Below are 26,437 nucleotides of genomic sequence, written 5' to 3'. Positions count from 1 at the left end.
GGAGTTCCTAGCCAGAAAAGAACTCAACCTCGGCATTTTCACCCCAAAGTATAGGCAGGACACCGGCCATTCGCTGCGGATCGCCACTGCAATAGAAACGCTGGGCAGCCTCTCCATCGGCAAGTAAATGGCGCTCCGCCAGCATTTCACCCAAGTGCCGCGCGACGGCTGCGCCGGTATCAATAAGCCGGACGTCAGCAGGCAGCACCTGCGTCAGCAGCGGGCGGATGAAGGGGTAATGCGTGCAGCCAAGGATCAGCGTGTCACAACCCTGCGCCAGCAGCGGTTCGACCCAGCCGATCAGCATCGCGCGGGTCTCGGCGCTTTCCAGATCGCCCGCCTCGATGCGCTCGACCAAGCCGGGACATGGTTGAGTGATAACCCGTACATCGGCGGCGAAGCGATCCAGCAATGCGGCGAACCTCGCGCTTTTCAGCGTCCCGGTAGTGGCAAGCACGCCGACGACACCGCTCCGCGTGGCCTGAGCAGCAGGCTTAACGGCCGGCTCCATGGCAATGATCGGGATCTGCGGATAGCACTCGCGCAGTTCGCCTACCCCGGCAGCGGTCGCGGTATTGCACGCAACCACCAACGCCTTCGCACCCTGCTCGACGAGAAAGGCCGCGATGACGCGGCAGCGCTCGCGAATGTAGTCCGGACTCTTTTCGCCGTAAGGCACATGGGCGCTGTCGGCCAGGTAGAGCAGCGACTCATGCGGCAGGCGATGGCGGATTTCGCGCAGCACAGAGAGCCCGCCAACCCCCGAATCGAAAACGCCGACGGGCGCGTTGCAATCAGCCACGACCACACACCGCGCATTGCGGGTCGCGCTTGACGCGCATTTCGCGGAATCGGCTACCCAAGGCATCGATCAAGAGCAGCCGGCCAATCAGCGGTTCACCGAAACCTGCCAGCAGCTTGAGCGCCTCCAGCGCCTGCAGACTACCAACCATACCCACCAATGGACCGATCACACCGGCCTCGCTGCAAGTCAGCTCGGCTTCGCTACCGTGCCCGTACAAGCAGTGGTAGCACGGGCTGGTTTCGATGCGCGGATCGAATACCGACAGTTGCCCTTCGAGGCGGATGGCCGCACCGCTGACCAGCGGTTTCCTGGCCTTCACACAGGCGGCATTGACCGCCTCACGTATGCCGAAGTTGTCCGTACAATCGAGCACAAGATCGACCTGAGCGACCGCCGCCTCCAGCGAGTCGGCATCCAGACCGCTGCGGTGAGCTACCAGATGTACATGCGGGTTAAGTGCCTCCAGCCGGAGCATGGCCGAGTCGACCTTGTGCAGCCCCAGCGATGGAGTGTCATGGGCGATTTGTCGTTGCAGGTTGGTCAGATCCAGGGTATCGAAGTCCGCCAGATGCAGCTCACCGACCCCGGCAGCCGCCAGATAGAGCGCAACCGGCGAACCCAGCCCGCCAAGCCCAACGATCAGCACTCGGCTCTGCTTGAGTCGAAGCTGGCCCTCGATATCGACCTGCTTGAGCAGGATCTGCCGGCTGTAGCGCAGCAGTTCTTCGTCACTCAGCATCCAAAACCTCTCGAAACGAAATCATGGCAGGCGGCCAAGACTGATACGCTCGTGCCCACCCAGATCGAGTCGGCTCTGCGCATCTTCGAAACCATGAAGAACCAGCAGCGCGCGCACCGCTTCGGCCTGATCATAGCCATGCTCCAGCAGCAGCCAGCCACCCGACTGCAGGTGCGCTGGCGCCTGGCTGATGATCGAACGAATGTCGTCCAGCCCGTCCGCGCCTGCGACCAGCGCACTCTGCGGTTCGAAACGCACATCGCCCTGCTGCAGGTGCGGGTCGCTGGCTGGAATATAGGGAGGATTGCTGACGATCATCGCGAAGCGCTCAGCGTTCAGTGCGGCAAACCAGTCACTGACGGTGAAGGTGGCATTGCCCAGCCCGAGGCGCAGTCGATTGCGCTCGGCCAGCGCTACAGCCGCCTCGACACGGTCGACGCCGCAGACCTGCCAGCTCGGCCGCTCGACTGCCAGCGCCAGCGCGATCGCGCCAGTACCAGTGCCCAGATCAAGCACCCGAGCCGATGCCATCGGGAGCAACTGCAGCGCGGTTTCGACTAGCAATTCGGTGTCCGGGCGCGGGATCAGCGTATCCGCCGCCACTTCGAGTTCCAGACTCCAGAACCCCTGGCGACCGAGGATATAGGCGACTGGCTCACCCTGCCGCCGCCGCGCAAGATCAGCAGCGAAGCGTTCAGCGCTGGCAGGCGGCACCTCGCGCTCGGGCCAGGTGCGCAGATAGCTGGTCGACTTGCCCAGCGCCGCGGCGAGCAGCCACTCGGCATCCAGCCTGGCGCTCGGCGAATCCGGCAGATCGGCACTGTGCAGCAAGGACTCGATGGTTGGCATGGGTTGCTCGTAAATGTGGCGCAGCATGAAGCGAGGTAACAGTCAGTCGCCCAGCGCCGCCAGCTGATCGGCCTGATATTCCTGCAGCAAGGGCTCGATAACCTGCTCCACGGAGCCTGCGATCACTTCGTTGAGCGAATACAGCGTCAGGTTGACCCGATGGTCCGTGACGCGGCCCTGAGGAAAATTGTAGGTACGAATACGCTCGGAACGATCACCGGAACCGACCAGCAACTTGCGCGTTTCGGAAATCTCCTTGTGCGCCGCGGCGTCCTGCCGATCCTGCAGCTTGGCGGCGAGCCAGGCCATGGCCTTGGCGCGGTTCTTGTGCTGCGAACGCTCCTCCTGACATTCGACGACCATGCCGGTCGGCAAGTGCGTGATACGGATCGCCGAATCGGTCTTGTTGACGTGCTGACCACCAGCACCGGAGGAACGGTAGGTGTCGACGCGCAATTCGGCAGGATTAATCTCGACCGCCGCTTGCTCGTCCGGCTCGGGCAACACCGCAACAGTGCAGGCCGAGGTATGGATGCGGCCCTGCGACTCGGTTTCCGGCACGCGCTGTACCCGGTGCGCGCCGGACTCGAACTTGAGCTTGGCGTAGACGTTGTCGCCCTCGACGCGGGAAATCACTTCTTTGTAGCCGCCGTGCTCGCCCTCGTTCTCGGAGAGAATCTCGACGCGCCAGCCCTGCTTCTCGGCATAGCGGGAATACATTCGGAACAGATCGCCGGCGAAAATCGCTGCCTCGTCGCCGCCCGTGCCGGCGCGAATTTCGAGAAACACGTTGCGCCCGTCGTTCGGGTCCTTGGGCAGCAGCATGCGCTGCAGATTGGCCTCGAGCGTTTCGAGTTGGGCCTTGGCTTCGGCAACCTCCTCTTCGGCCATCTCGCGCATATCGGGATCGCTGTCCTTGAGCAGCGCCTGGGCGCCCTCTAGGTCCTGCTGAACCTTGCACAGCTGGCGATAGGCGACGATCACCGGTTCGACTTCAGCATATTCGCGAGAATAGGCACGAAAGCGAGTCTGGTCGCTGATGACTTCAGCATCGCCGAGCAGTGCGGTGAGTTCTTCGAAACGGTCCTGCAGAATATCCAACTTGTTGAGCAGCGAAGCTTTCATGGTTTTTCCGTGCCGTCGTGCAGGGCGAAGAGCTCCTGGGCCATGCTCAGCGCCTCGATGCGACCCTCTGCGGAGAGTTTCTTCAGCTGCACGCTGGGCGCATGCAGCAGCTTGTTGGTCAGGCCACGGGCCAGCTGAGCGAGCACATCTTCGGCACTGCCACCATTGGCCAGCAGGCGCTGGGCCTTACTCAGCTCGTCGTCGCGAATCCGCTCGGCATGCTGCCGATAGGCCTTGAGCACATCGACCGCGGCCAGTTCGCGCAAACGCTGCATGAAGTCTTCGGTGCCTGCAGCGACCAATTCCTCGGCAGCCTGAGCGGCACCCTGACGGCTCTTGAGGTTCTCCGCGACCACCTCGTGCAAGTCATCGACCGAGTACAGATAAACGTCGTCGAGCTCACCGACCTGCGGCTCGATGTCGCGCGGCACGGCGATATCGACCATGAACATCGGCTTGTGCTTGCGCCGCTTGAGGGCTTGCTCGACCGCGCCCTTGCCGAGAATCGGCAACTGGCTGGCGGTGGAACTGATGACGATGTCGCTGTTGTGCAACTCATCCGGGATATCGGCGAGCAGGATCGCATGCGCCCCCAGCTCGGCGGCCAGCGCACTGGCGCGCTCGAGCGTGCGGTTGGCGACGACGATCCTTTTCACGCCCTGCTCATGCAAGTGACGCGCCACCAAGGTAATGGTCTCCCCCGCACCGATCAGCAGCGCCTGACTGCGCTGCAGATTGCTGAAGATCTGCCGCGCCAGGCTGACTGCGGCAAACGCGACGGAAACCGGATTCTCGCCAATAGCAGTATCGGTGCGCACGGTCTTGGCGGTGCTGAATGTCGCCTGGAACAGCCGTCCAAGGAGCGGACCAACACTTCCAGCCTCCCGCGCCACCGCGTAGGCCGACTTCATCTGGCCGAGAATTTGCGGCTCGCCCAGCACCAACGAGTCGAGCCCTGAGGCGACCCGCATCATGTGGCGCACGGCCTGATCGTCGACATGCACATAAGCGCAAGCCTTGAGTTCGTCGAGGCTTAGACGGTGATAGCTGGCCAGCCAAGCCAGCACGGCGTCGGCTTCGACCTGATCCTGCTGCAGATACAGCTCGCTGCGGTTGCAGGTCGAGAGGATCGCCGCCTCGCGGGTCGGGGTGACGCGACACAGCTGGCGCAAGGCGTCGACCATCTGGTCGGGCGTGAAGGCTACGCGCTCGCGGACGTCCACCGAAGCGGTCTTGTGATTGATGCCAAGCGCGAGGAAAGCCATGCAGAATCGCTGATTCGATAACAGAGCGCGCAATTCTCCTACTTCGACAGATGGAGAACAACCATTGCCCTCGATTGTCGGATGCGATTGGTAGGGCCATTTGCCTACCAAACCGGCTCGCGCGCCCACCAGGGGGCGATGGGCTTGACCTGCGGCTTGTGTCATCATGCCGCGACCGCATACAGCCGTACATTTTTCCCCTATGAAAAGACTCGCCGCACTTGCCGCCCTGCTGTTGATCGGCGGCTGCCAGACCTTCACGCAGCAAGCATCCGAAAGCAGCCCGCCGGTCGAGGACGCTGCGCCGGAGAGCTCCGTCAGCGACGCGGCAGAGTATGGCTCGTTCAGCCGCCAATCCCTCTATGCGCTACTGGTCGCAGAGTTGGCCGGCCAGCGCAATCGCTTCGATATCGCCTTGGGCAACTATGTCCAGCAAGCCCATGCGACCCAGGATCCCGGCGTTGCCGAGCGAGGTTTTCGCATTGCCGAATACCTTGGTGCAGAGCAGGCCGCGCTGGATACCGCGATGATCTGGGCACGCAACGCCCCGCAAAGCCTCGAAGCGCAGCGTGCCGCTGCCGTGCAGCTCGCCCGCGCCGGTCGCTACGAGGAATCCATGGAATTCATGGAAAAGGTCCTTCAAGGCCAGGGCGATACGCACTTTGATTTCCTTGCGCTTTCAGCGTCGGAAACCGATCCGGATACCCGTGCCGGCCTGTTGCAGAGCTTCGACAAGCTGCTAGTCAAACACCCGGACAACCCTCAGCTGACCTTCGGCAAAGCCGTCCTGCTGCAGCAGGACGATCGCAGCGAAGAAGCACTGGCGCTGTTGCAGAAGCAACCGGCCAAGCAGCGTCAGATCCCCTCGATTCTTCTAGAGGCCCGCCTGCTACACAGCTTGCAGCGCAGCGACGAAGCGCTGCCGTTGCTTGAGAAAAGCCTTCGCCAGCATCCCGAAGACAAGCGCCTGCGCCTGACTTATGCACGCCTGCTGGTCGAGCAGGAGCGCCTGGAAGACGCCATGGGCGAGTTCGCAACGTTGGTCCAGCAGCATCCGGCCGATGACGACCTGCGCTTCTCCATGGCGCTGGTCTGCATGGAAGCCGAAGCCTGGCGTGAGGCCGCCGTTTATCTCGAAGAACTGATCGAGCGCGGCAGCCACATTGATGCGGCCTATTTCAATCTCGGCCGTGCCTACCAGGCCATGGGGCGAACCTCTAAAGCTCTGGATGCGTTGGCCCAGGTCGGCCCAGGCAATGAATACCTGCCGGCTAAGCTGCTGCAGAGCCAGCTGCTGTACTCCGCCAAGCGCGACCAGGAAGCCTCTGCAGTGCTGGCCGACGCGCGTCAGCGGCAGCCCGATTACTCCATTCAGCTATATCTCATCGAGATCGAAGCGCTCTCCGAACACAATCGCGTCGAGCAGGCGTGGAAGCTGGCGGAGCAGGCACTCGAGGACTTCCCCGATGACCTCAACCTGCTCTATACCCGCGCCATGCTCGCAGAAAAGCGCGGTGATCTGGCCCAACTGGAAAGCGACCTGCGCTTCATCATCGAGCGTGAGCCAGACAATGCCATGGCCCTCAACGCACTCGGCTACACCCTGGCTGACCGTACCAAACGTTACGACGAGGCACTGCAACTGATCGAGCAGGCTTACCAGCTCAACCCCGACGACCCGGCGATTCTCGACAGCCTCGGCTGGGTCAACTTCCGGCTGGGCAACCTGGCCGAAGCGGAAGCACTGCTGCGCAAGGCGCTGCAGCGCTTCCCCGACCACGAAGTAGCGGCACATCTGGGTGAAGTGCTGTGGGCGAAGGGTGAACGCAGCGAGGCCCGCGCGGTCTGGGGCAAGGCACTCAAACTACAACCCGACAGCGAGGTCTTGCGCGAAACGCTCAAGCGGCTGACCGGATCGGAGAAGCCCTAACCCATGCCCCTGCTGAAAAAACTACTCGCTCCCTGCCTGGCACTGCTGCTTGCTGGCTGTGCCGGCCTCGGTACACGCGAATCGGTTGAAGGCGCCGGCAATGCTGCCGCCTGGAAAGAGCACCGCAGCCAGGTCGAGACCCTCGATGGCTGGCAGATCAGCGGAAAAATCGGCATTCGCGCACCGCAGGAATCCGGCAGCGGCACGCTGTTCTGGCTGCAACGCCAGGACTATTTCGACATTCGCCTGTCCGGGCCGCTAGGCCGTGGCGCCACGCGACTGACTGGCCGGCCGAACGCTGTATCGCTGGAAGTAGCTGGCCAGGGTCGCTTCGAAGCGGACTCGCCGGAAGCGCTGGTCGAAGCGCAGCTCGGCTGGCAGTTGCCGGTATCCCACCTGCTCTGGTGGGTGCGCGGGCTGCCAGCGCCGGACAGCCGCAGTCGTCTGAGCCTGGACAGCGAAAGCCGCCTGGCACGCCTGGAGCAAGACGGCTGGCAGGTTGAGTATTTGGCCTATGCCGAACACAACGGCTTCATTCTGCCCGAGCGCATCCGCCTGCAAGGCCACGACCTGCAGATCACCTTGGTGGTCAAGGATTGGCAACCACGGCAGCTAGGCCGCTGAATGCAGACACTCACCCTGCCGGCGCCAGCCAAGCTCAACTTGATGCTGCACATCACCGGCCGCCGCGCCGATGGTTATCATGAGCTGCAGACACTGTTTCAGTTTCTCGACCATGGCGACGAACTCGGCTTCCGCCTGCGTGAAGATGGCAAAATCCGTCTGCACGCCGAGCTACCAGGGGTCGGTCACGACGACAACCTGATCGTCCGCGCGGCGCGCCTGTTGCAGCGCGCAAGCAGCTGCCCGCTAGGTGCCGACATCACCTTGCTCAAGCACCTACCCATGGGCGGCGGCATCGGCGGCGGCAGCTCCGACGCAGCGACCACCCTGCTAGGTCTCGATCACCTGTGGAACCTGCACCTCGGCGAGGATCGCCTGGCCGAACTGGCGCTCACCCTGGGTGCCGACGTACCGGTGTTCGTCCGCGGCCGGGCGGCGTTTGCAGAGGGAGTCGGCGAGCGTCTGCAACCGGTCGATTTACCCGAGCCATGGTTCCTCGTAATCGCGCCGCAAGTCTCTGTTAGTACAGCGGAAATATTTGCCGACCCAGAGTTGACACGTAATACCCCGGCCATTACAGTTCGCAGCCTTCTTGCAGGGGGCGGTCATAATGACTGTCAGCCGGTAGTCGAGAAGCGTTATCCAGAAGTTCGTAACGCTTTGAGCTTGTTGAACAAATTCGTTCCGGCAAGCATGACTGGCACTGGAGCTTGTGTGTTTGGGAGCTTCCCAAACGAAGGCGAGGCTGATAAAGTCCGCCGCCAACTTCCAGACACTTTGCCAAGTTTCGTGGCACGCGGTCGTAACGTTTCGATGTTGCACCGAAGCCTTGAAAAACTGGCGCAGGAAGCGAGTGCGTAGCACACAGGTTGTACGATACAGGGGCGTCGCCAAGCGGTAAGGCACCAGGTTTTGATCCTGGCATGCGTTGGTTCGAATCCAGCCGCCCCTGCCATAACCTCCCAAGGTTCGTATGATCGAAAGCGCACGGGATAGATAGAAGTTGACCCTACAGGGGCGTCGCCAAGCGGTAAGGCACCAGGTTTTGATCCTGGCATGCGTTGGTTCGAATCCAGCCGCCCCTGCCATACACTTGAAGCTGTTCAAGAGCTTGCCTTTTGAACAGCTTTTTATTCATCGGACCCACCCTCAGGCAGGTACTGCGCGTGTCCAAGATGATGGTCTTCACGGGGAACGCCAACCCCGACCTGGCCCGACGTGTCGTACGTCAGCTGCATATCCCCCTCGGTGATGCCTACGTCGGAAAGTTCTCCGACGGCGAAATCAGTGTCGAGATCAACGAGAACGTTCGCGGTAAGGACGTCTTTCTGATTCAGCCGACCTGCGCCCCGACCAACGACAATCTGATGGAGCTGGTGGTTCTGGCTGATGCCTTCCGCCGCTCCTCTGCGTCGCGCATCACCGCTGTGATCCCCTACTTCGGTTATGCCCGCCAGGATCGTCGCCCACGTTCCGCTCGAGTTCCGATCAGCGCCAAGGTCGTTGCCGACATGCTCGACGTCGTTGGCGTCAACCGTGTTCTGACCGTCGACCTGCACGCCGACCAGATCCAGGGTTTCTTCGACATGCCGGTGGATAACATCTACGGTTCGCCAGTGCTGGTCGATGACATCCAGGCTCAGCGCTTCGAAAACCTGATGATCGTTTCCCCCGACATCGGTGGCGTGGTCCGCGCCCGTGCCGTGGCCAAGTCCCTCGGGGTAGATCTGGCGATCATCGACAAGCGTCGGCCGAAAGCCAACCAGTCCGAAGTGATGCACATCATCGGTGACATCGATGGTCGTACCTGCATCCTCGTCGATGACATGGTCGATACCGCCGGCACCCTGTGCCATGCAGCCAAGGCGCTGAAAGATCATGGCGCTGCCAAGGTTTATGCCTACTGCACGCACCCGATCCTGTCCGGCCGCGCCATCGAGAACATCGAAGGTTCCGTGCTCGACGAGCTGGTGGTGACCAACACCATTCCGCTATCGGCCGCTGCGCAGTCCTGCACTCGAATTCGCCAACTGGACATCGCGCCAGTGGTGGCTGAAGCGGTACGCCGCATCAGCAATGCCGAATCGATCAGCGCGATGTTCCGCTAAGCACAAGCTTCGCGAATCGCACTGAACGTAATGTGCCCCGCCTCGTGCGGGGCTTTTTGCCCAACAGCCCGAGCGCTGGTCGCAAGCGCGACAGGTAATGTTGCTACTGGAGAATCACCATGAACAATTTCACTCTGAATGCCCAAGTGCGTTCCGACCTGGGGAAAGGTGCGAGCCGCCGCCTGCGTCGTAACGCCGCCCTGGTTCCGGCTGTCATCTACGGTGGCGAAAAGGCCCCGCAGTCCATCAGCATTCTGGCCAAGGATTTCGCCAAGCTGCTGGAGAACGAAGCCTCCTTCAGCCACGTTCTGACCCTGAACGTCGATGGCCAGGACGAATCCGTTCTGATCAAGGCACTGCAGCGTCACCCGGCTAAGAGCTTCGTCCTGCACGCCGACTTCGTTCGCGTCGTTGCCGGCCACAAGCTGACCGCTACCGTTCCCCTGCACTTCATCAACCAGGAGTCTTCGGTTGGCGTGAAGCAGCAAGGCGGCGAGATCCTGCACAACCTCAACGAAGTCGAAGTTTCCTGCATGCCGCAAGACCTGCCGGAATTCATCGAAGTCGACATGGCCAACGTTGAAGTCGGTCAGGTTCTGCACATGACCGACATCAAGCTGCCGAAAGGTGTTGAGCTGGTCGCCCTGGCCCACGGCAGTGACCTGCCGGTTGCCAACGTTCATGCTCCGCGCGTGAGCAAGGACGACGCTCCGAAAGAAGAAGGCGCTGCCGAGTAATCCACTCGCATAGCCGAAGAAGAGGCCCCCGTCGTGACTGCCGTAAAACTGATCGTCGGCCTGGGAAACCCAGGCCCTGAATACGACCAGACCCGGCATAACGCGGGGGCTCTTTTCGTTGAGCGCCTGGCTGCCCGTGAAGGCGTCTCGCTCAGCAATGATCGCAAGTACTTCGGCCTGGTCGGCAAGTTCAGCCATCAGGGTGAAGACATCCGTCTGCTTATCCCCACTACCTACATGAACCGCAGCGGTCAGGCAGTGGCGGCATTGGCCGGCTTTTTCCGAATTCCTCCCGAGTCCATCCTGGTCGCCCATGATGAACTCGACATGCCCCCCGGCGTCGCCAAGCTCAAGCAGGGCGGCGGTCATGGCGGGCACAACGGGCTGCGCGACATCATCGCCAAGCTCGGCAATCAGAACAGCTTTCATCGCCTGCGCCTGGGTATCGGCCATCCCGGCCACGCCAGCCTGGTCAGTGGTTACGTGCTGGGGCGTGCGCCGCAGGCCGAGCGCGAAAAGCTCGACGCCAGCATCGACTTCGCACTGGATGTCGTGCCCGAAATCCTGGCCGGCGACTGGACACGCGCCATGCAGCGCCTGCACAGCCAGAAGGCCTGAACCTAACTCCGAGGCTAGATCACTATGGGATTCAACTGCGGCATCGTCGGTCTGCCCAACGTCGGCAAGTCCACCCTGTTCAACGCCCTGACCAAATCCGGTATTGCGGCGGAGAACTTCCCGTTCTGCACCATCGAGCCGAACAGCGGCATCGTGCCGATGCCCGATCCACGTCTCGATGCGCTGGCGGCGATCGTCAAGCCGGAGCGGGTGATTCCCACCACCATGGAGTTCGTCGATATCGCCGGTTTGGTGGAAGGCGCCTCGAAAGGTGAAGGCCTGGGCAACAAGTTCCTCGCCAACATCCGCGAGACCGATGCCATCGCCCATGTCGTGCGCTGCTTCCAGGACGACAATGTGATTCACGTTGCCAACAGCGTCGACCCCAAGCGCGACATCGAAATCATCGACCTTGAGCTGATCTTCGCCGACCTCGACAGCTGCGAGAAGCAACTGCAGAAAGTCTCCCGTAACGCCAAGGGGGGCGACAAGGAAGCCGTGGCGCAGAAAGCCCTGCTTGAGAAGCTCATCCCACACTTCACCGAGGGCAAGCCGGCGCGCACCCTGATGAAGACCCTGGGTGATGACGAAAAGGCCTTGGTCCGAGGCTTTCACCTGCTCACCAGCAAGCCGGTGATGTACATCGCCAACGTCGCCGAAGACGGCTTCGAGAACAATCCGCTGCTCGACGTGGTCCAGGCCATCGCCGACGCCGAGGGTGCACCCGTAGTACCGGTGTGCAACAAGATCGAAGCGGAGATCGCCGAGCTCGATGACGGCGAAGAAAAAGACATGTTCCTCGAGTCCCTCGGCCTCGAAGAGCCCGGCCTGAACCGCGTGATCCGCGCCGGTTATGAATTGCTCAACCTGCAGACCTACTTCACCGCTGGCGTGAAGGAAGTCCGAGCCTGGACCGTCAGAATCGGCGCCACCGCCCCGCAGGCCGCGGCAGTGATCCACACCGACTTCGAGAAAGGCTTCATTCGTGCCGAAGTAGTCGCCTATGACGACTTCATTCAGTACAAGGGTGAAGCCGGGGCCAAGGAAGCCGGCAAATGGCGTTTGGAAGGCAAGGAATACATCGTCAAGGACGGCGACGTGATGCACTTCCGCTTCAACGTCTGAGCCACTGGCTCCACATGGAAAGCCCCTTGGCCTCCCGGCCAAGGGGCTTTTTTCGTAGTGGCGGGAGCGTTATCTCAGCCTGTAGCCTTCGCTGGCCGCGACGGATCGTGGAGTCTTTCAAGGCGACGTGACTTTTCCAAGTTACTCGAATCTCTGACTGCCAGGCTGGAGGCTGACGAGTAGATTGCCGACCGGCAACACCAGAGGCAGTACCCAGCGGCACACAAGGCGAAGCGATCGCTCCGCCTCGTCATCACGCATCTATCGCTTGGCCTTCTTCTTATTACGGTATTGGTCGAGCACTACGGCGACGACGATGATCATGCCCTTGATGATGTCTTGCAGGTAAGCGTCGACGCCGATGAACGTGAAGCCCGACGCCATGACACCGAGAATCAGCGCGCCGATGACGGTCCCGGTGATCCGCCCTACCCCGCCGACCAGGCTGGTGCCGCCAATGACTGCCGCGGCAATCGCGTCCAGCTCGTAACCCATGCCCATCCCCGCCTGGCCGGTCGCAGCGCGGGCCGAGGCGACGACGCCAGCTAACCCAGCCAGCAACCCGGCAATGCTGTAGACGATCACCAGGTGGCGCTTGACGTTAATGCCGGAGATTCGCGCGGCTTGCATATTGCCGCCGATGGCATAGGTGTACTTGCCGTATTTGGTGTAGCGCAGCGCTACGTGGAAGATCAGCGCGACGACTAAAAAGATAATGACGGGCATCGCCCCACTGCCGATGGCCGTGTAGGAGTCGCTGAGCATGCTCACCGGCTGACCTTCGGTGTAATAGCGAGCCAGACCACGGGCCGACACCATCATGCCGAGCGTGGCGATGAACGGTGGGATGCCGGTGATGGCAATGATGCTGCCGTTGATTACGCCGGCGAGCAGTCCGACGCCCAAGCCGGCCATCACTGGCACCCAGACCGGCAAGTCGGTCAGCGAGGGGAATACCGCGCGGCCGAAGTCGGAGGTCTGAGCCAGACTCGCCGCAACCATTGCCGACAAGGCCAGCACCGAGCCGGAAGACAGGTCGATACCTGTGGTGATGATCACCTGGGTCACGCCGATAGCCAGCAAGCCGATGATCGACACCTGCAGGATCATCAACACCAGCCGTTGAGAATTCATCAGGAAGCTCTGGTCCCGAACCATCCAGCCGAAGGCCTCGAAGATCAGGCCGATGCCAATCAGCACCAGCAGAATGCTCAGCTCCGTCGGCATCCGCCGACGCGAACGTACCGGGGCTTCGAGGGGTTTGTTCTCGGAAATGGCGCTCATTGTTATTGTCCTCGCTTGCGAGCCGCGCCCCGAACGGGCGCAGCTATCCGTTCAGTCAGTGGCGTCAGTGCAAAGATCTGATGCCGGAAGCCAGATGCATCACCCGCTCCTGCGTCGCTTCGCCGCGATCCAGGAAGCCCATCACCTCGCCTTCGTGCATGACCATGATGCGGTCGCTCATGCCCAGCACTTCCGGCAGCTCCGAGGAGATCATGATCACGGCCATGCCCTGCTCGGCCAGCTTGGAGATCAGGTGGTAGATCTCCGCCTTTGCGCCGACGTCGATCCCGCGGGTGGGCTCATCGAGGATGAGGATGCGTGGATTCGTCATCAGCCAGCGAGCCAGCAGCGCCTTCTGCTGATTGCCACCGGAAAGGTTGCCGATGCACTGCTCCAATGAGGGCGTCTTGACACGCAAGGTCTGACGCATCTCTTCGCAGAGTTCATGCAGTACTTTTTCGTGCACGAAGCCGGCACCGGTGTGCTGCGGTAGCACGGCCACCTCCATGTTTTCCTGCACGCTCAGGCAGGGAAAGATCCCGGTGTCCTTACGATCTTCGGTGAGCAGCGCCATGCCTTTGCCGATGGCCTTGCAGGGGTCGGTCATGCGGATCGACTCGCCGTCGAGAATGACTTCGCCGCTGGTAGCGGGCGTCACGCCGAACAGCGTTTCGGCGACATTGGTGCGACCCGAGCCCATCAGTCCGGCGATACCAAGAATTTCGCCGGAGCGCAGATCGAAGGACACGTCATGGAATACGCCATCCAGCGTCAGGTTGCGCACCGACAGCACGCTCGCGCCAACCGGCGCCATGCGCTCAGGGAATAGCTGGCTAAGCTCGCGGCCGACCATCATCGAGATCAGGCTGTCGCCGTCCATGCTGTCGGCCCGTTGCAGGCCGATGTAAGCGCCGTCGCGAAACACCGCCACCTCATCGGCGATGTTGAACACCTCATCCATCTTGTGGGTGATGTAGATGATCCCCTTACCCTGCGCCTTGAGGTCCGCGATGATCTCGAATAGGTGCGCCACTTCGGTTTCGGTGATGGCCGAGGTGGGCTCGTCCATGATCAGCACGTCGCTGTCATACGACACCGCTTTTGCGATCTCCACCATCTGCCGCGCAGCGATGCTCAGCTCACCCACCGGCTGGTCCGCATCGAGGCGGATGCGCAACCGTTCCAGCAGACCCTGGGTGCGTCGGCGCATTTCACCGTGATCGACCAGATGCAGCGCGTTGAGTGGTTCGCGGCCGAGCCAGACGTTCTCGGCGATGGTCATGTGCGGCATCAGGTTGAGCTCCTGATGAATCATCGCGATACCGGCCTGCAGCGCCTGCAACGGGGTCTGGAATTCGACCCGTTCACCGCGCAGGCGCAGCTCGCCGGCGTCGGGCTGGTAGATACCAGCGATGATCTTCATCAGGGTCGATTTGCCGGCACCGTTCTCGCCCATCAGGGCCAGCACGGTGCCAGGACGCAGGCGCAGCTGCACATCGTCCAGCGCGACGACGCCAGGAAAGCCCTTATGAACGTTGATGATCTCCAGCAGGTATTCCGAGCGGTGCAGCATTGCTGGCTCGGTGGTATAGGTCTTGGCAGCGGAACTGAGCATTTGCATCGTCTCCATTGGGGCCCCATCGGCGCCCCGCGCCGATGGCTGCGGTATTGCTTTAGCGTTGGTACTGCTGACTGTTTTCGCGCGTTACCAGATGCACATCGATCCAGATGTCGCCGTACAGCGCTTCGCCCTGGACAAGGCCGACCGCCGCGTCAAGGGCGCGCGCGCCCATCGCCGCCGGATCACGCAGCACGCTGAGCGCCAGCTGTTCACGGTCGATCGCCGCCAGGCCGTCGGGAGTTCCGTCGATACCTGCCACAGGCAGAGTGCTGTCAGCCTGACGAAGGGCCATGGCGGCACCGATGCCCATCTCGTCGTTGTTGGCCGCGACCGCGTCGATGTCGCGGCCGGACAGCAGCCAGTTGTTCATCAGGTTCATACCCTGATCGCGCTGCCAATCGCCGGACTGCTCCTCGACGACGCGGATCTCGGGGAACTCCGCCAGCACGCGCTTTACGCCTTCGGTGCGCTTGCGAGTGTCGTCGTGGGCAAGCCGTCCCAACAGAATTGCCAGGTTGCCTTTGCCACCCATGCGCTCAGCCAAGGCGCGCATCTGCATCTCGCCAATGGCGTGTTCGTCCGTGCCGACGAACACCACACCCTTGGGGAAGCGCTCTACTTCGGGCCGGCTGTTGAGATAAACCAGCGGGATGCCGGCGGCCACCACCCGTTCAGTGATCTTTCCGGTGGCGGCGGTATCAGCCGGGTTGACGATGATGGCGTCCACACCCTGGCTGATGAAGCTTTCAACCTGGCTGATCTGACGCACCACATCACCGCCGGCGTCTTCCAGGTTGAGCTTTGCCCCGCCAGGAACCTCGGCGGCACGTTCCTGCATGGCGCGCACCAGGTAGGCGATGTAGTTGTCGTATTGGGCCACTGCTACACCGATGCGCAGCTCAGCGAAGGCCTGGGTGCTGAGAAGCCACAGGCCGAAGCCGATGGCCGTAAGGATGCGTTTGGACATGCCATTTCCCCGCGATGAATGTGGTCAGCCGAGCGTGATGAAGCCGGTTACGGCGAGGCCGCAGAGCAACCGTCCGTCACGCTGCTGACAGACGCAGGCCGTATGGAGCCGGCCCAGGCTGCGAAGCAGGGCGCGCAAGCGGGTTGAAATAGAGAGCATTAGAATGCGTGGGGCAGCCCGGCGCAGGGATAGTCCAGGCAGGGCACGGCGAGCGGGTGTAGTGGTTTTCATCGACAGTACCTTTTTGCGGTCTTTGTTCTTGTTGTGGCGGGCGTGCACTGGGCGACACCCGCCTTGTCGTCAACCTGCAATGGACTCTAGTAGACTATAAATTCCATTTCAATCGCTAAATGCAATTTATTTTCTATTTGTTTTTCTACCAAGAATGCTCGACCTGCACGCCAAAATTGGTGCCGTGCCGGGCGCTGCCGAAACTGCCGGTATCGGATAGCGCGGAGCCCGCCACCAACTCGCTCGCCGCCTGCTGCGCGGCGCGGTTCCATTGGGCGTAGGTGACATAGAAACGAACTTCGGGATGTGCGCCCTTGAAGGTCGGCCCGTTAGGCGACCACGTCGGCGCCAACGTCAACTTGTTAAGCGTGCGGGTGCCGCCGGGTGCACGGACACGGTCATGGCCAAGCTCGGTAGCGAATTTGAACTGCTCGGTGAAGCCGTAGACGGTGCGTGCGCCGACTGAGAACCAGTGTTGATCGTCATCGTCCGGCCGGCGGTCCTTCTGATAGACGATCTGGAACTGTCCGCCCCAGCGCGGCGAGGTCTGCCAGTCGAAGAACTCGACGATGCGATAGCTGGTGCTGTCGCTGTCGAGGCCGACGTCTCCGGTCGACCCCAGCGCGATCCCAGGCCCGGCGCCGTATTGCAGCGCCAGGGTGTTGGTGCCACCCAACCCGAGAAACTCGCTCTGCTTGTGCTGCGCCGTAAGCGCCCAGCCGCTATTGGCTTCGTCCTGCCAGGTCGGCTTGTCGATGTAGCTAGCGCCCAACTCCAGTTCACCGCCAGGATTGGTCTTGAAGCCGGCGACATTGAAGTCGTGCCGATTGATGTAGCGCGCCTGATCGAGGTTGTCCTTGCGCGAGAAGGCGTAGCTGTAGCGTAGCCCGCCGATCTCCACGTCCTCGATGCCGCCCCCAGTGGCACTCTGATTCCAGTAGAAGAAATCAGAAATATCGATGGAGTTACGTTTGTAGTAGCGACGCCCGGCCCACAGCGAGCCGCCGTTCAGCGCAGCCACGTCCCGCCAGTAGCCATAGGCCTGGACCATGCGCGCGCGGCCATGGTCACCGGTAAATTGCGGGGTATGGTCGTACTCGTTGAACAGCTGGGCCATGCCGTAGAAGCCGACTCGCGAACCATCGTCCAGCGAGAAGAAGTCCTGCCAGGCACCCAGTTCGATCAGTTGCTCGCATTCGTTACCCAGGCGGTACTTGGAAGCGGCACCGGGGAGCTGGAAGCACTGCTGGGAATTGGAGCCGCTCGAGCCACCGGCACCGATGCGAAAGTAGCCTTCGGTTTCCAGCGCCATGGCCGCCGGCGTGGCAAACGCAGCGAAAACGAAGAGTGAAGTGGTTGCTGTTGTTATTGTTTTCATGTTGTTTTCCTTGGTCGAGATAGCCCGCTGCCTTTTCCTGAAGGCAAGCGATGCCCGCGAAGCCGGGGAGATCGCAAAACGGGCGGGATGAAACGATTGGGGCTGCTCAGGCGGCCGGCGCGAATGCGCGGCCGCCGCTGGCGTTACTGCTTGAGGCGCGCCTGGAAGGACTCGACGTTCTCCGGCGTGATCAGCTCGTAGGGAATCCAGAGGGTCTGCTCGACCGGCTCGCCTTTGGCCATTTTGATCGCTGCTTCGACGGTACCGTGCGCCTGGCCGCGGGCATCCTGAAATACCGAGGCGGCGAGCATGCCGCGCTTGACCGCCGCCAGGCCGTCCGGCGTGCCATCGACGCCGCCGATCAGTACCGAGTCCTTGCCGCGGCCGGCCTGTTGCAGGGCCATCGCCGCGCCAATGCCCATCTCGTCATTATTGGAGGCGACAGCGTCGAACTCGCGCCCCGACAGCAGCCAGTTGCTCATCAGGTCCATGCCCTTGTCGCGCATGTAGTTGGCGGTCTGCTCCTCGACCACGGTGATGCCCGGGTATTTGGCCAGCACTTCCTTCATGCCCTTGGTGCGGTTGTGAGTGGAGTTGTTCGCCAGGTCGCCGAGCATGATCACCACGTTGCCCTTGCCGCCCATTTTTTCTACCAAGTACTGCATCTGCAGGCGGCCAGCTTCCAGGTCGTTCGAGGCGACGGTGATAACGCCTTCAGGCAGTTTCTCGTCGTCGGGGCGGCGGTTCACGTAGATCAGCGGAATGCCAGCCTTGACCGCCGCCTGCGTAATGTTGCGAGTAGCTGCGGTGTCCACCGGGTTGACGATAATGGCGTCGACTCGCTGGCTGATGAAGCTCTGCACCTGATTGAGCTGCTTGACCACGTCACTGCGGGCATCTTCGAACTGCAATTGCACGCCCTCCTCCTTAGCCTTGCCAGCCATGGATTCGCGCAGGTAGGTCAGCCAGTTGTCGTCGAACTGCGACATGCTCACACCGAACTTGAGTTCGGCCATGGCGCCGGTACTGGTCATGAGCAGGGAAAGTGCCAAGGTGGCAATTCGTGTCTTGATACGCATGATGGGTAACTCCGTTGTTTTTGTTTGAATGGGTGGAGCGTGCAGGCATGCAGGCTCAGCCGCTGCCAGCGAGCGCAAACCATGTTCAAGGGGGCGCAGCCGTACCAGGACGGCAGGCGAGGAGGCTAAACAGCGGCAGCGAGGCCAACTCTCGTATCGAGGTACCAGCCGCGCGGGCCGGGGCGGTTTTCGGGATCTTCATTGACGGCACCTTTATTGTTTTTTGGGGGCTCGTCCGATCGACGCTGATACGACTGGCGAAGTGGACGATGAAACGTCAACTGCGAGACCGAATGTAATGGAATGTAAATTCCAGTACAACATATTTTGGAATTTATATTTTGCTTCAACCAGGCATGGAAATCTTGCTTCGAGCAGCCGCGACGCTACGAACCGCCGTGCCTGGTAACGCCGCCATGGGCAACATTCGCCGCGTCGCTACGCCAGGTGAAGCACCTGACCCAACGCAGCGCTCTGGCGAGCGGCGTCAAGCAGTCGCTGAGTGCTCAGCACCTCCTCCATCCTTACCGGCATGCTGCCTTCGCCTTTCAGCGCGGCGATCCACTGCCGGTAGAACGCAGGCCATTGACCGCGCTCGGAGGGGATCAATTCGCGATCATCGCCGCGTTGCAACCAGCCCCAGCGCAGATGCTCCTCGGCTCCCCAGCGCTTGCCGAGCGCCTTGGGCGTCTGGCCATCGAACAAGGCGTGGGCCTGCCCGTCCAGATGTTCGATGCGATAGCAGCCCTGGCTACCATTGATGCGAAGCCGCGGGCCGGGTGCATGCTGGATGGAACTGCCCCACAGGTGCGAGCGCACACCGTTGCGATGACTAAGAGAGACGAAGTAATCGCAGTCCAGCGACTCGTCCACGTAGCTCATCTCGGCATAGATCGACGCCACCGGCCCGAACAGCAGCAGTGCCTGGTCCAACTGATGACTGCCGATGTCGCGCAGCGCACCGCCACCGGCGACCTTGCCCTGATCGGCAGCCTGCCAGCCTTCGATGCGTGACTCGAAACGATGGACGTCGCCGAGCGCGCCGCTCTCGAGGAGTTTTCTGACAGTGAGGAAATCCGAATCCCAGCGCCGGTTCTGGTAGACGCACAACGGCACCCCAGCACGTTCGGCTCGTGTCGCCAGATCCCGCGCCTGGGCTTCGTCCAGGGCGAAAGGCTTGTCGCTGAGCACGGGCACGCCCAGTTCGATGGCTTCGCGCACCTGTGCCGTTCGTACTGCGGGCGGCGTGGAAATCACCACCGCATCGACCCCCGCTGCGACCAATGCGGCGAGCGAGTCGAAGACTGGCGTACCGCGGTGATCCTGCTCCACTTCGGCACGACGTTCCGCTGAGCGCGTGACCACACCGACGAGGATGCAGCCCGGTGTCGAGACAATGAAAGGGGCATGAAAGAAGCGCCCACCCAGGCCGTAGCCCACCAGACCGATACGCATGGCATTTTCCTTGCGGCAAGGCGAAGCCAGAGCCGCTACCGAGGCAGCGGGCAAAGGCTTGGCAAGATAAAGGTCAGGCCGCTTGGGTGCAGCGGCCGGAATATGCGATCAGCGCAGCAGTTCCTGCTTCACCCTATCGAGCATGAACCGACAGGACTCGTCGGCGCGCTCCTCCCAGGCAAACACCGCCACGGTGGCAATGCCGTCAAACTTCATCTCACGCAGCGTGGAGAAGAAGGCATCCCAGTCCACCTCACCCTGGCCAATGTCCAGGTGCTGGTGCACGGTCGCGGTGACGCCCGGCGGGTTGACGATATAGCGCAGGTTCGACGAACCCCGATGGTTGTATGTGTCGGCGATGATCACGTGGGTAAGTTTGTCGCCGGCGTACTTCAGCATCGGCGCGATATCGCCCTTGCCGTCGTCGTAGAAAAAGGTATGTGGCGCAGCGTAGAGGTAATTGACGAAGTCCACATCAAGCCCGCGGATCAGGTCGACACCCTCATTGTTACGCTCGCAGAAATCGTAGGGGTGCGCCTGAATATCGAGCTTGATGCCTTCGCGCTCGAAGATCGGCAGCAGCTCGTCCATCGACCTCATGAACTGTTGCTCGCAGATCAGCGCGTTGTCGGCCTGGCCGGCGAACTCGGTGTTCATCAGCTCGCAGTCCATCTCCACAGCAACCTGAATGGCGCGCTTCCAGTTGCGCACCGCCGCCTGACGGTTCTCTTCATCCGGTCCGGCCCAGTGGTACAGCGGCAACAGCGACGACAGCTGCACACCGGTGTCGCCAAGTGCCTTCTTGAATTCACGGATGCGCGCCTTGTCCACGCGCGGATATTTGTAGAAAGGGAAAAAATCCTCGCGCGGCGACAGCTCGATGTACTGGTAGCCGAGCTCAGCGGCCTTGTCGACCATCTGCGGAATCGGCAGGTGGCGGTACATGTAGGGATCAAGGGCGATGCGCATGTTCAGGTCCTCTTGTTCTTGTGCTGCAGGCGCGACTTCGCGCCTGCAGATGGTCAGTCAGGCATAGAAGGCGGGTTTCGCTGGCAACTCGATCGGCTCGACCTTGCCACTGGTCTGCGCCAGCACACAGGCGTCACCGCTGACGGCTGCGGTGTAGCCATCCCATGCCGACGGGCCGCCAATTTTTCCGTCGCGCACGCCGCAGATGAAATCTTGCAGCTCTACGTCATAGGCTTCGATGAAGCGTTGCTTCCAGTCGGTGAGGATGGTGTTCGACAACTTCGCCGCGCTGCGCATCTGCACCGAGGCCGGCTCCGGCAGCTTGGCGATGCCGGTCTCGCCGACCACTTCGCACTGGATGTCGTAGCCGTACTGGCAGTTGACGAAGATCTCCACATCGATACGAGTGCCCTTGGCGGTTTCCAGCAGGACGATCTGTGGGTCCTTCAGGTGCGGCAGCGCATTGGAGGTCTTGCGCGGGTAGAGCACCTGCGCCGAAACGAAGTGGTCGTCGAGCAGCCAGGTGAATACGTTCAGCTCATGGATCAGGGTGTCGGTGATGGCCATGTCGGTGTTGTAGGCCTCGCCGACCGAGGGGTTGCGGTGCGCCGCGTGAACCATCAGCGGCGCGCCGATGCCGTTCTCGTCAATGACCTTCTTTAGCGCGCGGTAGCCCGAGTCGTAAGGGCGCATGAAGCCCACCTGCACCAGGCGCTTGCCATGGGCCATCTCCGCTTCGACGATCTTGCGGCAGCCTGCTGCAGTCACTGCCAGCGGCTTTTCGCAGAACACCGGCTTGCCGGCGGCGATGGCTGCTAGCACGAATTCCTCATGGCTAGGGCCCCAGGACGTCACGAGGATGGCATCAACGTTATCCGCCCCGATCAGCTCCTGACCGCTGGCGTAAACCTCCGCCTGAATGCCCAGCCCTTCGACAACCTTGCGCGCCGCGTCAGCGTTGATGTCGTTCACCGCGACGACCTGCGAACCCGCCAGGGCGAAGCTGCAGCGACGAATGTGATCCTGGCCGATGGCGCCGGTACCGATGACTCCAAGTCTGATTGTCATGATGCGTGTCTCCAATTTGGTTTGGGTTCTTGTTTTGCAATGCGTGTTTGGAAGTTCAGTACTGACGCGCTTTGGCTGTATTCGCCTTGAGCATCTGCGACACCGCGGCGATACGTTCGCTTTGCGAAACCTCGGCGCCACCGACCCGCCACCAGGACAGATACTTGTGGATCATGGTCTTGGGCAGCACTTTGATATCGATGAGGGTCGAGACGCGCTGCTGGCGTGCATCGGCCAGCGCCGCGCGTAGCTCGTCGAGCGTGCGAACCTTGTAGGTCTTGCAGCCGTAGGCCGCGGCGCTCATGGCGAAATCCACCGGAATGAAGTCGCCATCGAGCTTGCCGGTCTCCGGGTTGCGGTAGCGGAACTCGGTGCCGAAGCTGTCCATACCGTGTTCCATCTGCAGGTTGTTGATGCAGCCGAACGTCATGTTGTCCAGCAGGATCACGTTGATCTTCTGCCGCTCCTGAATGGCGGTGACCAGTTCGGAATGCAGCATCAGGTAGGATCCATCACCGACCAGCGCATGCACTTCGCGATCCGGCTCGGCGAGCTTGACGCCCAGTGCGGCGTTCACCTCGTAGCCCATGCACGAGTAGCCGTATTCCAGGTGGTAGGTGTGCGGCCCCTTGCTGCGCCAGGCCCTCTGCAGGTCACCCGGCAAGCTGCCGGCGGCGGCGACGATGACGTCGCTGTCGCCCAGCTCGGCATTGAGCATGCCGAGCACCGCGCTCTGCGTCAGGCTGGAACCGGTGAGTTCGATGAACTCCTCCAGCACTGCGCGCGGCAGGTGATCGTCGATCTCCGGGACGAAACCGTCAGTGCCGTATTCAACAGCGTAGACGCGGTCGACCTCGGCCTTCAGTTGCGCTCGGGCATCGGCCACCGCACCGCCCCATGCCGCCTGGTAATCAGTACGGCCGAGGGCTTCGCCCAGTGCATCGAGGCCCACCTGGGCATCGGCCACCAGCTGCACGGCGTCCAGTTTCCACGCATCGAAGGGGCTGACGTTGAGGTTGATGAAGCGCACGTCCGGGTTCTGGAACAGCCATTTGGACGAGGTAGTGAAGTCGGTGTAGCGGGTGCCGACACCAATCACCAGATCCGCCTCCTTGGCCAGCAGATTGGCGGCCAGGCAGCCGGTTTCGCCAATGCCGCCGACGTTCAGCTCGTGAGCCGAGACGATGGCGCTCTTGCCGGCCTGGGTTTCGGCAAAGGGGATTTCGAAACGCTCGGCGAAGCGCTGCAGCGCGTCAGCCGCATCGGAATACTTCACCCCACCGCCACAGATCAGCAGCGGCTTGCGCTTGGCTTTGAGCAGCGCGACGGCGTCTTCCAGCATTGCCTCGCTCGGCAGGCGGCGATCCAGCCGGTGTACGCGCTTGGCGAAGAAGTAGTCGGGGTAATCGTAGGCTTCGCCCTGCACGTCCTGCGGCAGTGCCAGGGTCACCGCGCCGGTCTCGGCCGGATCGGTGAGTACACGCATGGCGTTGATCGCCGCGCTCATCAGCTGCTCGGGGCGCGTGATGCGATCCCAGTATTTGCTGACCGCCTTGAAGGCGTCATTCGTGCTGATCGAGAGATCGTGGGATTGCTCGATCTGCTGCAGCACCGGGTCGGGCTGACGGCTGGCGTACACATCGCCAGGCAGCAGCAGGACCGGAATGCGGTTGGCCGTCGCGGTCGCCGCGCCGGTAAGCATGTTGGCCGCGCCGGGGCCGACCGATGAGCTGCAGGCGTAGATCTGCCGGCGGCGCTTCTGTTTGGCGTAACCGATGGCGGCATGCACCATGCCCTGTTCGTTACGGCCCTGATGGACGACCAGCTCGCCGGCGTCCTGCTCCAGTGCCTGGCCGAGGCCGAGCACGTTGCCATGGCCGAAGATGGTGAAGATTCCCTTCACGAACTTGCTCTCGACCCCGTCGACGCTGACGTACTGGTTGTCGAGAAACCGCACCAGGGCCTGAGCCATGGTCAGTCGGATCGTATTCATAGCGACACCACCTTTATTGTTCAATTGCCGCTTCGTACTGAAAGCTGGCAGGAGCCGTGCAGACGGCGCCCTGCCACTGACGCGCTTCAGGCCGCGCGCCCGTCCGCCACCAGCACCCGCTCACGCAGGTGGTCCATGCTCTGCTTGAGGGCCGGCTCGGCGTCCTCCAGACCATGCACGGTGTCGGCAAACGGCTCGAACGAGCAGTGGCCCGCATAACCCTGTGCCAGCAGCTCGCGCAGTTGCGGGGCGTTGCCAAGAATGTCCGCGTCGCTGACCAGCACCCGATGGCCATCACGAATGTCGGCCAGGGGCACCGCACCATCCTCGACGCCCGAGATATGCACCAGCCCGGTCAGCTCCGGAAAGAACTCCTGCTCGCAGGCGAGGTGGTGGTGGAAGGTGTCGTGCACCAGGCGGAACACGTCCAGCCCGCCGACCGACTTGATTGCCTCGACAGCCTTGCGCTTGTGGCGCAGCGAGCATTCTTCGAAGCCCAGCGGCTCGACGAAACCGAGGATGCCGTGCTCGCGCAGGATCGGTGCGATCTCGCTCAGCGCGGTGCGCAGGCCGCGCGCACGTTCGGCCTCGTCGCGCGGATCGTTGCGATCATTCAGCGGGCACATCACCAGCGCCTCGGCACCGCAGTCACGAGCGTAGGCGGCGAGCTTCAAGGTCTGCGCGCGGCGCTCGTCGTTCCACACATCGAAGGGGTACAGGGCGTTGATCGACAACACACGCACGCCTTTTTTCTCGCATAGCTGGCGGATTCGCTCCGGCGGGGTGCCGTCTTCGATCTCGACGCCCTTGAGGTCGTTGCGAATCTCGATGGCATCAGCGCCGAGCGCCAGCGCCATGTCGATGAACTGGTCCAGCGGCAGGCGTGGGGCGGACATGCGGTTGAGGGCAAAACGTAGGGTCTGGCTCATCTTTTTTCTCCGTATTGATAAACGCAGGGTTATTTGGCAATCGGCATGCTGAATTCGGCGCCCTTGGCGATGCTGTCGGGCCAGCGCTGCATAACGCTCTTGTAGCGGGTGTAGAAACGCAGGCCTTCCTCGCCATAGGCGTGGTGATCGCCGAACAGCGAGCGCTTCCAGCCACCGAAGGAATGCCAGGCCATGGGCACCGGGATCGGCACGTTGATGCCGACCATGCCGACCTGAATGGAGCGGGCGAAGGCGCGGGCGATGCCGCCGTCGCTGGTGAAGCAGGAAACGCCGTTGCCAAACTCGTGGGCGTTGATCAACTCCACCGCCGAGGCGAAGTCCGGCACGCGGACGATGCAAAGCACCGGGCCGAAGATCTCTTCCTTGTAGATAGTCATTTCAGGCGTGACCTGATCGAACAGCGTGGCGCCGACGAAGAAGCCGTTCTCGGCACCGGGCACCTTGAAGTCGCGCCCGTCGACCAGCAACTGGGCGCCCTCTTCCACGCCCTTGCCGATGTAACTCTCGACCTTGGCCTTGTGCTGCGCAGTGACCAGCGGGCCCATGTCGGCATCGGCCTCAATGCCGTTGCGCACGCGCAGCGCGTCGATGCGCGGACGCAGCTTCTCGATCAGTCGATCACCGACATCGCCCACCGCGACCGCCACTGAGATGGCCATACAACGCTCACCCGCCGAGCCGTAGCCGGCGCCGATCAGCGCATCGGCAGCCTGTTCGAGATCGGCGTCGGGCATGACGATCATGTGGTTCTTCGCACCGCCCAAGGCCTGCACGCGCTTACCGCGGTGCGTGCCTTCCTGGTAGATGTACTCGGCAATCGGCGTCGAGCCGACGAAGGACACCGCTTCCACATCTGGATGTTCGAGCAGCGCGTCGACGGCTTCCTTGTCGCCCTGCACCACGTTGAACACGCCGTCGGGCAGCCCGGCCTGTTTGAGCAGGTCGGCCATCAACAGGCTGGCCGACGGATCGCGCTCAGAAGGCTTGAGGATGAAGGTATTACCGGTGGCCAGCGCCATCGGAATCATCCACAGCGGCACCATGACCGGGAAGTTGAACGGCGTGATTCCGGCGCAGACGCCCAGCGCCTGGCGCATGTTCCAGTTGTCGATGCCGCCGCCGATGTTGTCGGTGAAGGCGGTCTTCATCAGGTGCGGGGCACCGCAGGCGAACTCGACGATTTCGAGGCCACGGGTCACCTCGCCCATGGCGTCGGACAATACCTTGCCGTGCTCGCGGGTAATGATGCGCGCCAATTCTTCGTGGTGTTGATCGAGCAGCTCCTTGAACTTGAACAGGATGCGCGCGCGGCGTAGCGCCGACTGCTCGGACCAGGCTGGGAATGCCGCTCTCGCCGCAGCGACGGCCTCATCAACGGTCTGGCGGCTGGCCAGGGCAACGCGCGCGCCCACTTCACCGGTAGCCGGATTGAACACCTCGCTGAAGCGCTCCCCTTGCTGCTGAACCGCTCCATTGATGTAGTGACCGAGGGTGCTTATCTGACTCATCTGTTTCTT

24 protein-coding genes and 2 tRNA genes are annotated in these 26,437 nt (G+C 62.0%); 9 read left to right on the top strand and 17 right to left on the bottom strand.

Annotation, left to right across the window (positions count from 1 at the left end):
* Positions 1-7: 7 nt before the first annotated feature.
* Genes murI through hemA form a run of 5 tightly spaced genes read right to left on the bottom strand, consistent with a single transcriptional unit; the run spans position 8 to position 4,783 of the window.
* On the bottom strand, positions 8-802 hold the full coding sequence (gene murI, locus SM130_RS04870; protein ID WP_102827038.1) for a glutamate racemase: 795 nt from the start codon (positions 800-802) through the stop codon (positions 8-10).
* Positions 795-1,544, bottom strand: a complete 750-nt coding sequence (locus SM130_RS04865) for a molybdopterin-synthase adenylyltransferase MoeB (protein WP_102827019.1) — start codon at positions 1,542-1,544, stop codon at positions 795-797. Before SM130_RS04865 ends, murI begins: the two co-directional genes overlap by 8 nt.
* A 21-nt stretch (positions 1,545-1,565) precedes the next feature.
* Positions 1,566-2,393 (bottom strand): peptide chain release factor N(5)-glutamine methyltransferase, encoded by an 828-nt coding sequence (gene prmC / locus SM130_RS04860; RefSeq protein WP_102827018.1) that lies wholly within the window; start codon positions 2,391-2,393, stop codon positions 1,566-1,568.
* Between the two features lie 42 nt (positions 2,394-2,435).
* On the bottom strand, positions 2,436-3,518 hold the full coding sequence (gene prfA / locus SM130_RS04855) for a peptide chain release factor 1 (protein ID WP_102827017.1): 1,083 nt from the start codon (positions 3,516-3,518) through the stop codon (positions 2,436-2,438).
* On the bottom strand, positions 3,515-4,783 hold the full coding sequence (hemA, locus tag SM130_RS04850) for a glutamyl-tRNA reductase (protein ID WP_102827016.1): 1,269 nt from the start codon (positions 4,781-4,783) through the stop codon (positions 3,515-3,517). Before hemA ends, prfA begins: the two co-directional genes overlap by 4 nt.
* A gap of 202 nt (positions 4,784-4,985) precedes the next feature.
* Here hemA and SM130_RS04845 point away from each other — a divergent pair, with 202 nt between their 5' ends.
* The 9 genes from SM130_RS04845 (at position 4,986) to ychF (ending at position 11,925) form a co-directional block, all read left to right on the top strand.
* Positions 4,986-6,713 carry a tetratricopeptide repeat protein gene (locus SM130_RS04845; RefSeq protein ID WP_102827015.1) on the top strand — a complete coding sequence of 576 codons (1,728 nt, stop codon included), beginning with the start codon at positions 4,986-4,988 and terminating at the stop codon, positions 6,711-6,713.
* Between the two features lie 3 nt (positions 6,714-6,716).
* Complete coding sequence (gene lolB, locus SM130_RS04840; protein ID WP_102827014.1) at positions 6,717-7,337, top strand: lipoprotein insertase outer membrane protein LolB; 621 nt, start codon at positions 6,717-6,719, stop codon at positions 7,335-7,337.
* A complete protein-coding gene (ispE, locus tag SM130_RS04835) occupies positions 7,338-8,198 on the top strand; it encodes a 4-(cytidine 5'-diphospho)-2-C-methyl-D-erythritol kinase (protein WP_102827013.1) in 861 nt (286 codons plus the stop codon).
* 19 nt (positions 8,199-8,217) lie between these two features.
* Positions 8,218-8,292, top strand: a tRNA-Gln gene (locus SM130_RS04830).
* 58 nt (positions 8,293-8,350) lie between these two features.
* Positions 8,351-8,425: transfer RNA gene (locus SM130_RS04825), tRNA-Gln, on the top strand.
* Between the two features lie 78 nt (positions 8,426-8,503).
* Entirely contained in the window at positions 8,504-9,445 is a 942-nt protein-coding gene (locus SM130_RS04820; RefSeq protein WP_038665423.1) for a ribose-phosphate pyrophosphokinase, read from the top strand.
* A gap of 119 nt (positions 9,446-9,564) precedes the next feature.
* Positions 9,565-10,182, top strand: coding sequence for a 50S ribosomal protein L25/general stress protein Ctc (locus SM130_RS04815; protein WP_102827012.1), 618 nt, complete (start codon positions 9,565-9,567; stop codon positions 10,180-10,182).
* 33 nt (positions 10,183-10,215) lie between these two features.
* Positions 10,216-10,800: an aminoacyl-tRNA hydrolase gene (pth, locus tag SM130_RS04810; protein WP_014597511.1), complete on the top strand. Its 585-nt coding sequence runs from the start codon at positions 10,216-10,218 to the stop codon at positions 10,798-10,800.
* A gap of 24 nt (positions 10,801-10,824) precedes the next feature.
* Positions 10,825-11,925, top strand: a complete 1,101-nt coding sequence (gene ychF, locus SM130_RS04805) for a redox-regulated ATPase YchF (RefSeq protein ID WP_102827011.1) — start codon at positions 10,825-10,827, stop codon at positions 11,923-11,925.
* Between the two features lie 261 nt (positions 11,926-12,186).
* Here the strand turns inward: ychF and SM130_RS04800 are convergent, their stop codons facing one another.
* From SM130_RS04800 to SM130_RS04745, 12 genes are all read right to left on the bottom strand, one after another.
* Positions 12,187-13,209 (bottom strand): ABC transporter permease, encoded by a 1,023-nt coding sequence (locus tag SM130_RS04800; protein WP_102827010.1) that lies wholly within the window; start codon positions 13,207-13,209, stop codon positions 12,187-12,189.
* 64 nt (positions 13,210-13,273) lie between these two features.
* The gene (locus tag SM130_RS04795) at positions 13,274-14,824 is read right to left on the bottom strand and encodes a sugar ABC transporter ATP-binding protein (protein ID WP_181019310.1); all 1,551 of its coding nucleotides are present in this window, start codon (positions 14,822-14,824) and stop codon (positions 13,274-13,276) included.
* Between the two features lie 58 nt (positions 14,825-14,882).
* Positions 14,883-15,797, bottom strand: a complete 915-nt coding sequence (locus tag SM130_RS04790; protein WP_102827008.1) for a substrate-binding domain-containing protein — start codon at positions 15,795-15,797, stop codon at positions 14,883-14,885.
* 24 nt (positions 15,798-15,821) lie between these two features.
* Complete coding sequence (locus tag SM130_RS04785) at positions 15,822-15,956, bottom strand: hypothetical protein (RefSeq protein WP_342369121.1); 135 nt, start codon at positions 15,954-15,956, stop codon at positions 15,822-15,824.
* Between the two features lie 217 nt (positions 15,957-16,173).
* Positions 16,174-17,406: a maltoporin gene (locus SM130_RS04780; protein WP_102827007.1), complete on the bottom strand. Its 1,233-nt coding sequence runs from the start codon at positions 17,404-17,406 to the stop codon at positions 16,174-16,176.
* A gap of 143 nt (positions 17,407-17,549) precedes the next feature.
* On the bottom strand, positions 17,550-18,485 hold the full coding sequence (locus SM130_RS04775; RefSeq protein ID WP_041015773.1) for a sugar ABC transporter substrate-binding protein: 936 nt from the start codon (positions 18,483-18,485) through the stop codon (positions 17,550-17,552).
* 438 nt (positions 18,486-18,923) lie between these two features.
* Positions 18,924-19,940, bottom strand: coding sequence for a Gfo/Idh/MocA family protein (locus SM130_RS04770; RefSeq protein WP_102827005.1), 1,017 nt, complete (start codon positions 19,938-19,940; stop codon positions 18,924-18,926).
* A 108-nt stretch (positions 19,941-20,048) separates the two neighbouring features.
* Positions 20,049-20,909, bottom strand: coding sequence for a sugar phosphate isomerase/epimerase family protein (locus SM130_RS04765; protein ID WP_102827004.1), 861 nt, complete (start codon positions 20,907-20,909; stop codon positions 20,049-20,051).
* A 57-nt stretch (positions 20,910-20,966) separates the two neighbouring features.
* Positions 20,967-21,977: a Gfo/Idh/MocA family protein gene (locus tag SM130_RS04760; protein WP_102827003.1), complete on the bottom strand. Its 1,011-nt coding sequence runs from the start codon at positions 21,975-21,977 to the stop codon at positions 20,967-20,969.
* 55 nt (positions 21,978-22,032) lie between these two features.
* Positions 22,033-23,970 carry a 3D-(3,5/4)-trihydroxycyclohexane-1,2-dione acylhydrolase (decyclizing) gene (gene iolD, locus SM130_RS04755; protein ID WP_102827002.1) on the bottom strand — a complete coding sequence of 646 codons (1,938 nt, stop codon included), beginning with the start codon at positions 23,968-23,970 and terminating at the stop codon, positions 22,033-22,035.
* A gap of 86 nt (positions 23,971-24,056) precedes the next feature.
* Entirely contained in the window at positions 24,057-24,899 is an 843-nt protein-coding gene (locus SM130_RS04750) for a TIM barrel protein (RefSeq protein WP_102827001.1), read from the bottom strand.
* A 29-nt stretch (positions 24,900-24,928) separates the two neighbouring features.
* Entirely contained in the window at positions 24,929-26,428 is a 1,500-nt protein-coding gene (locus tag SM130_RS04745; protein ID WP_102827000.1) for a CoA-acylating methylmalonate-semialdehyde dehydrogenase, read from the bottom strand.
* Positions 26,429-26,437: the final 9 nt, after the last annotated feature.

This window comes from Stutzerimonas stutzeri (assembly GCF_038561965.1).
Taxonomy (GTDB): domain Bacteria; phylum Pseudomonadota; class Gammaproteobacteria; order Pseudomonadales; family Pseudomonadaceae; genus Stutzerimonas; species Stutzerimonas stutzeri_AA.
The sequence above is the reverse complement of the archived record's forward strand: the minus strand, read 5'-3'. Positions and strand labels throughout refer to the sequence as shown.

Excerpts from the sequence above, each read along its gene's own strand:
- SM130_RS04865 (WP_102827019.1), bottom strand. The coding sequence starts at position 1,544 with ATGCTGAGTGACGAAGAACTGCTGCGCTACAGCCGGCAGATCCTGCTC.
- prmC (WP_102827018.1), bottom strand. The coding sequence starts at position 2,393 with ATGCCAACCATCGAGTCCTTGCTGCACAGTGCCGATCTGCCGGATTCG.
- prfA (WP_102827017.1), bottom strand. The coding sequence starts at position 3,518 with ATGAAAGCTTCGCTGCTCAACAAGTTGGATATTCTGCAGGACCGTTTC.
- hemA (WP_102827016.1), bottom strand. The coding sequence starts at position 4,783 with ATGGCTTTCCTCGCGCTTGGCATCAATCACAAGACCGCTTCGGTGGAC.
- SM130_RS04845 (WP_102827015.1), top strand. The coding sequence starts at position 4,986 with ATGAAAAGACTCGCCGCACTTGCCGCCCTGCTGTTGATCGGCGGCTGC.
- lolB (WP_102827014.1), top strand. The coding sequence starts at position 6,717 with ATGCCCCTGCTGAAAAAACTACTCGCTCCCTGCCTGGCACTGCTGCTT.
- ispE (WP_102827013.1), top strand. The coding sequence starts at position 7,338 with ATGCAGACACTCACCCTGCCGGCGCCAGCCAAGCTCAACTTGATGCTG.
- SM130_RS04815 (WP_102827012.1), top strand. The coding sequence starts at position 9,565 with ATGAACAATTTCACTCTGAATGCCCAAGTGCGTTCCGACCTGGGGAAA.
- ychF (WP_102827011.1), top strand. The coding sequence starts at position 10,825 with ATGGGATTCAACTGCGGCATCGTCGGTCTGCCCAACGTCGGCAAGTCC.
- SM130_RS04800 (WP_102827010.1), bottom strand. The coding sequence starts at position 13,209 with ATGAGCGCCATTTCCGAGAACAAACCCCTCGAAGCCCCGGTACGTTCG.
- SM130_RS04795 (WP_181019310.1), bottom strand. The coding sequence starts at position 14,824 with ATGCTCAGTTCCGCTGCCAAGACCTATACCACCGAGCCAGCAATGCTG.
- SM130_RS04790 (WP_102827008.1), bottom strand. The coding sequence starts at position 15,797 with ATGTCCAAACGCATCCTTACGGCCATCGGCTTCGGCCTGTGGCTTCTC.
- SM130_RS04785 (WP_342369121.1), bottom strand. The coding sequence starts at position 15,956 with ATGCTCTCTATTTCAACCCGCTTGCGCGCCCTGCTTCGCAGCCTGGGC.
- SM130_RS04780 (WP_102827007.1), bottom strand. The coding sequence starts at position 17,406 with ATGAAAACAATAACAACAGCAACCACTTCACTCTTCGTTTTCGCTGCG.
- SM130_RS04775 (WP_041015773.1), bottom strand. The coding sequence starts at position 18,485 with ATGCGTATCAAGACACGAATTGCCACCTTGGCACTTTCCCTGCTCATG.
- SM130_RS04770 (WP_102827005.1), bottom strand. The coding sequence starts at position 19,940 with ATGCGTATCGGTCTGGTGGGCTACGGCCTGGGTGGGCGCTTCTTTCAT.
- SM130_RS04765 (WP_102827004.1), bottom strand. The coding sequence starts at position 20,909 with ATGCGCATCGCCCTTGATCCCTACATGTACCGCCACCTGCCGATTCCG.
- SM130_RS04760 (WP_102827003.1), bottom strand. The coding sequence starts at position 21,977 with ATGACAATCAGACTTGGAGTCATCGGTACCGGCGCCATCGGCCAGGAT.
- iolD (WP_102827002.1), bottom strand. The coding sequence starts at position 23,970 with ATGAATACGATCCGACTGACCATGGCTCAGGCCCTGGTGCGGTTTCTC.
- SM130_RS04750 (WP_102827001.1), bottom strand. The coding sequence starts at position 24,899 with ATGAGCCAGACCCTACGTTTTGCCCTCAACCGCATGTCCGCCCCACGC.
- SM130_RS04745 (WP_102827000.1), bottom strand. The coding sequence starts at position 26,428 with ATGAGTCAGATAAGCACCCTCGGTCACTACATCAATGGAGCGGTTCAG.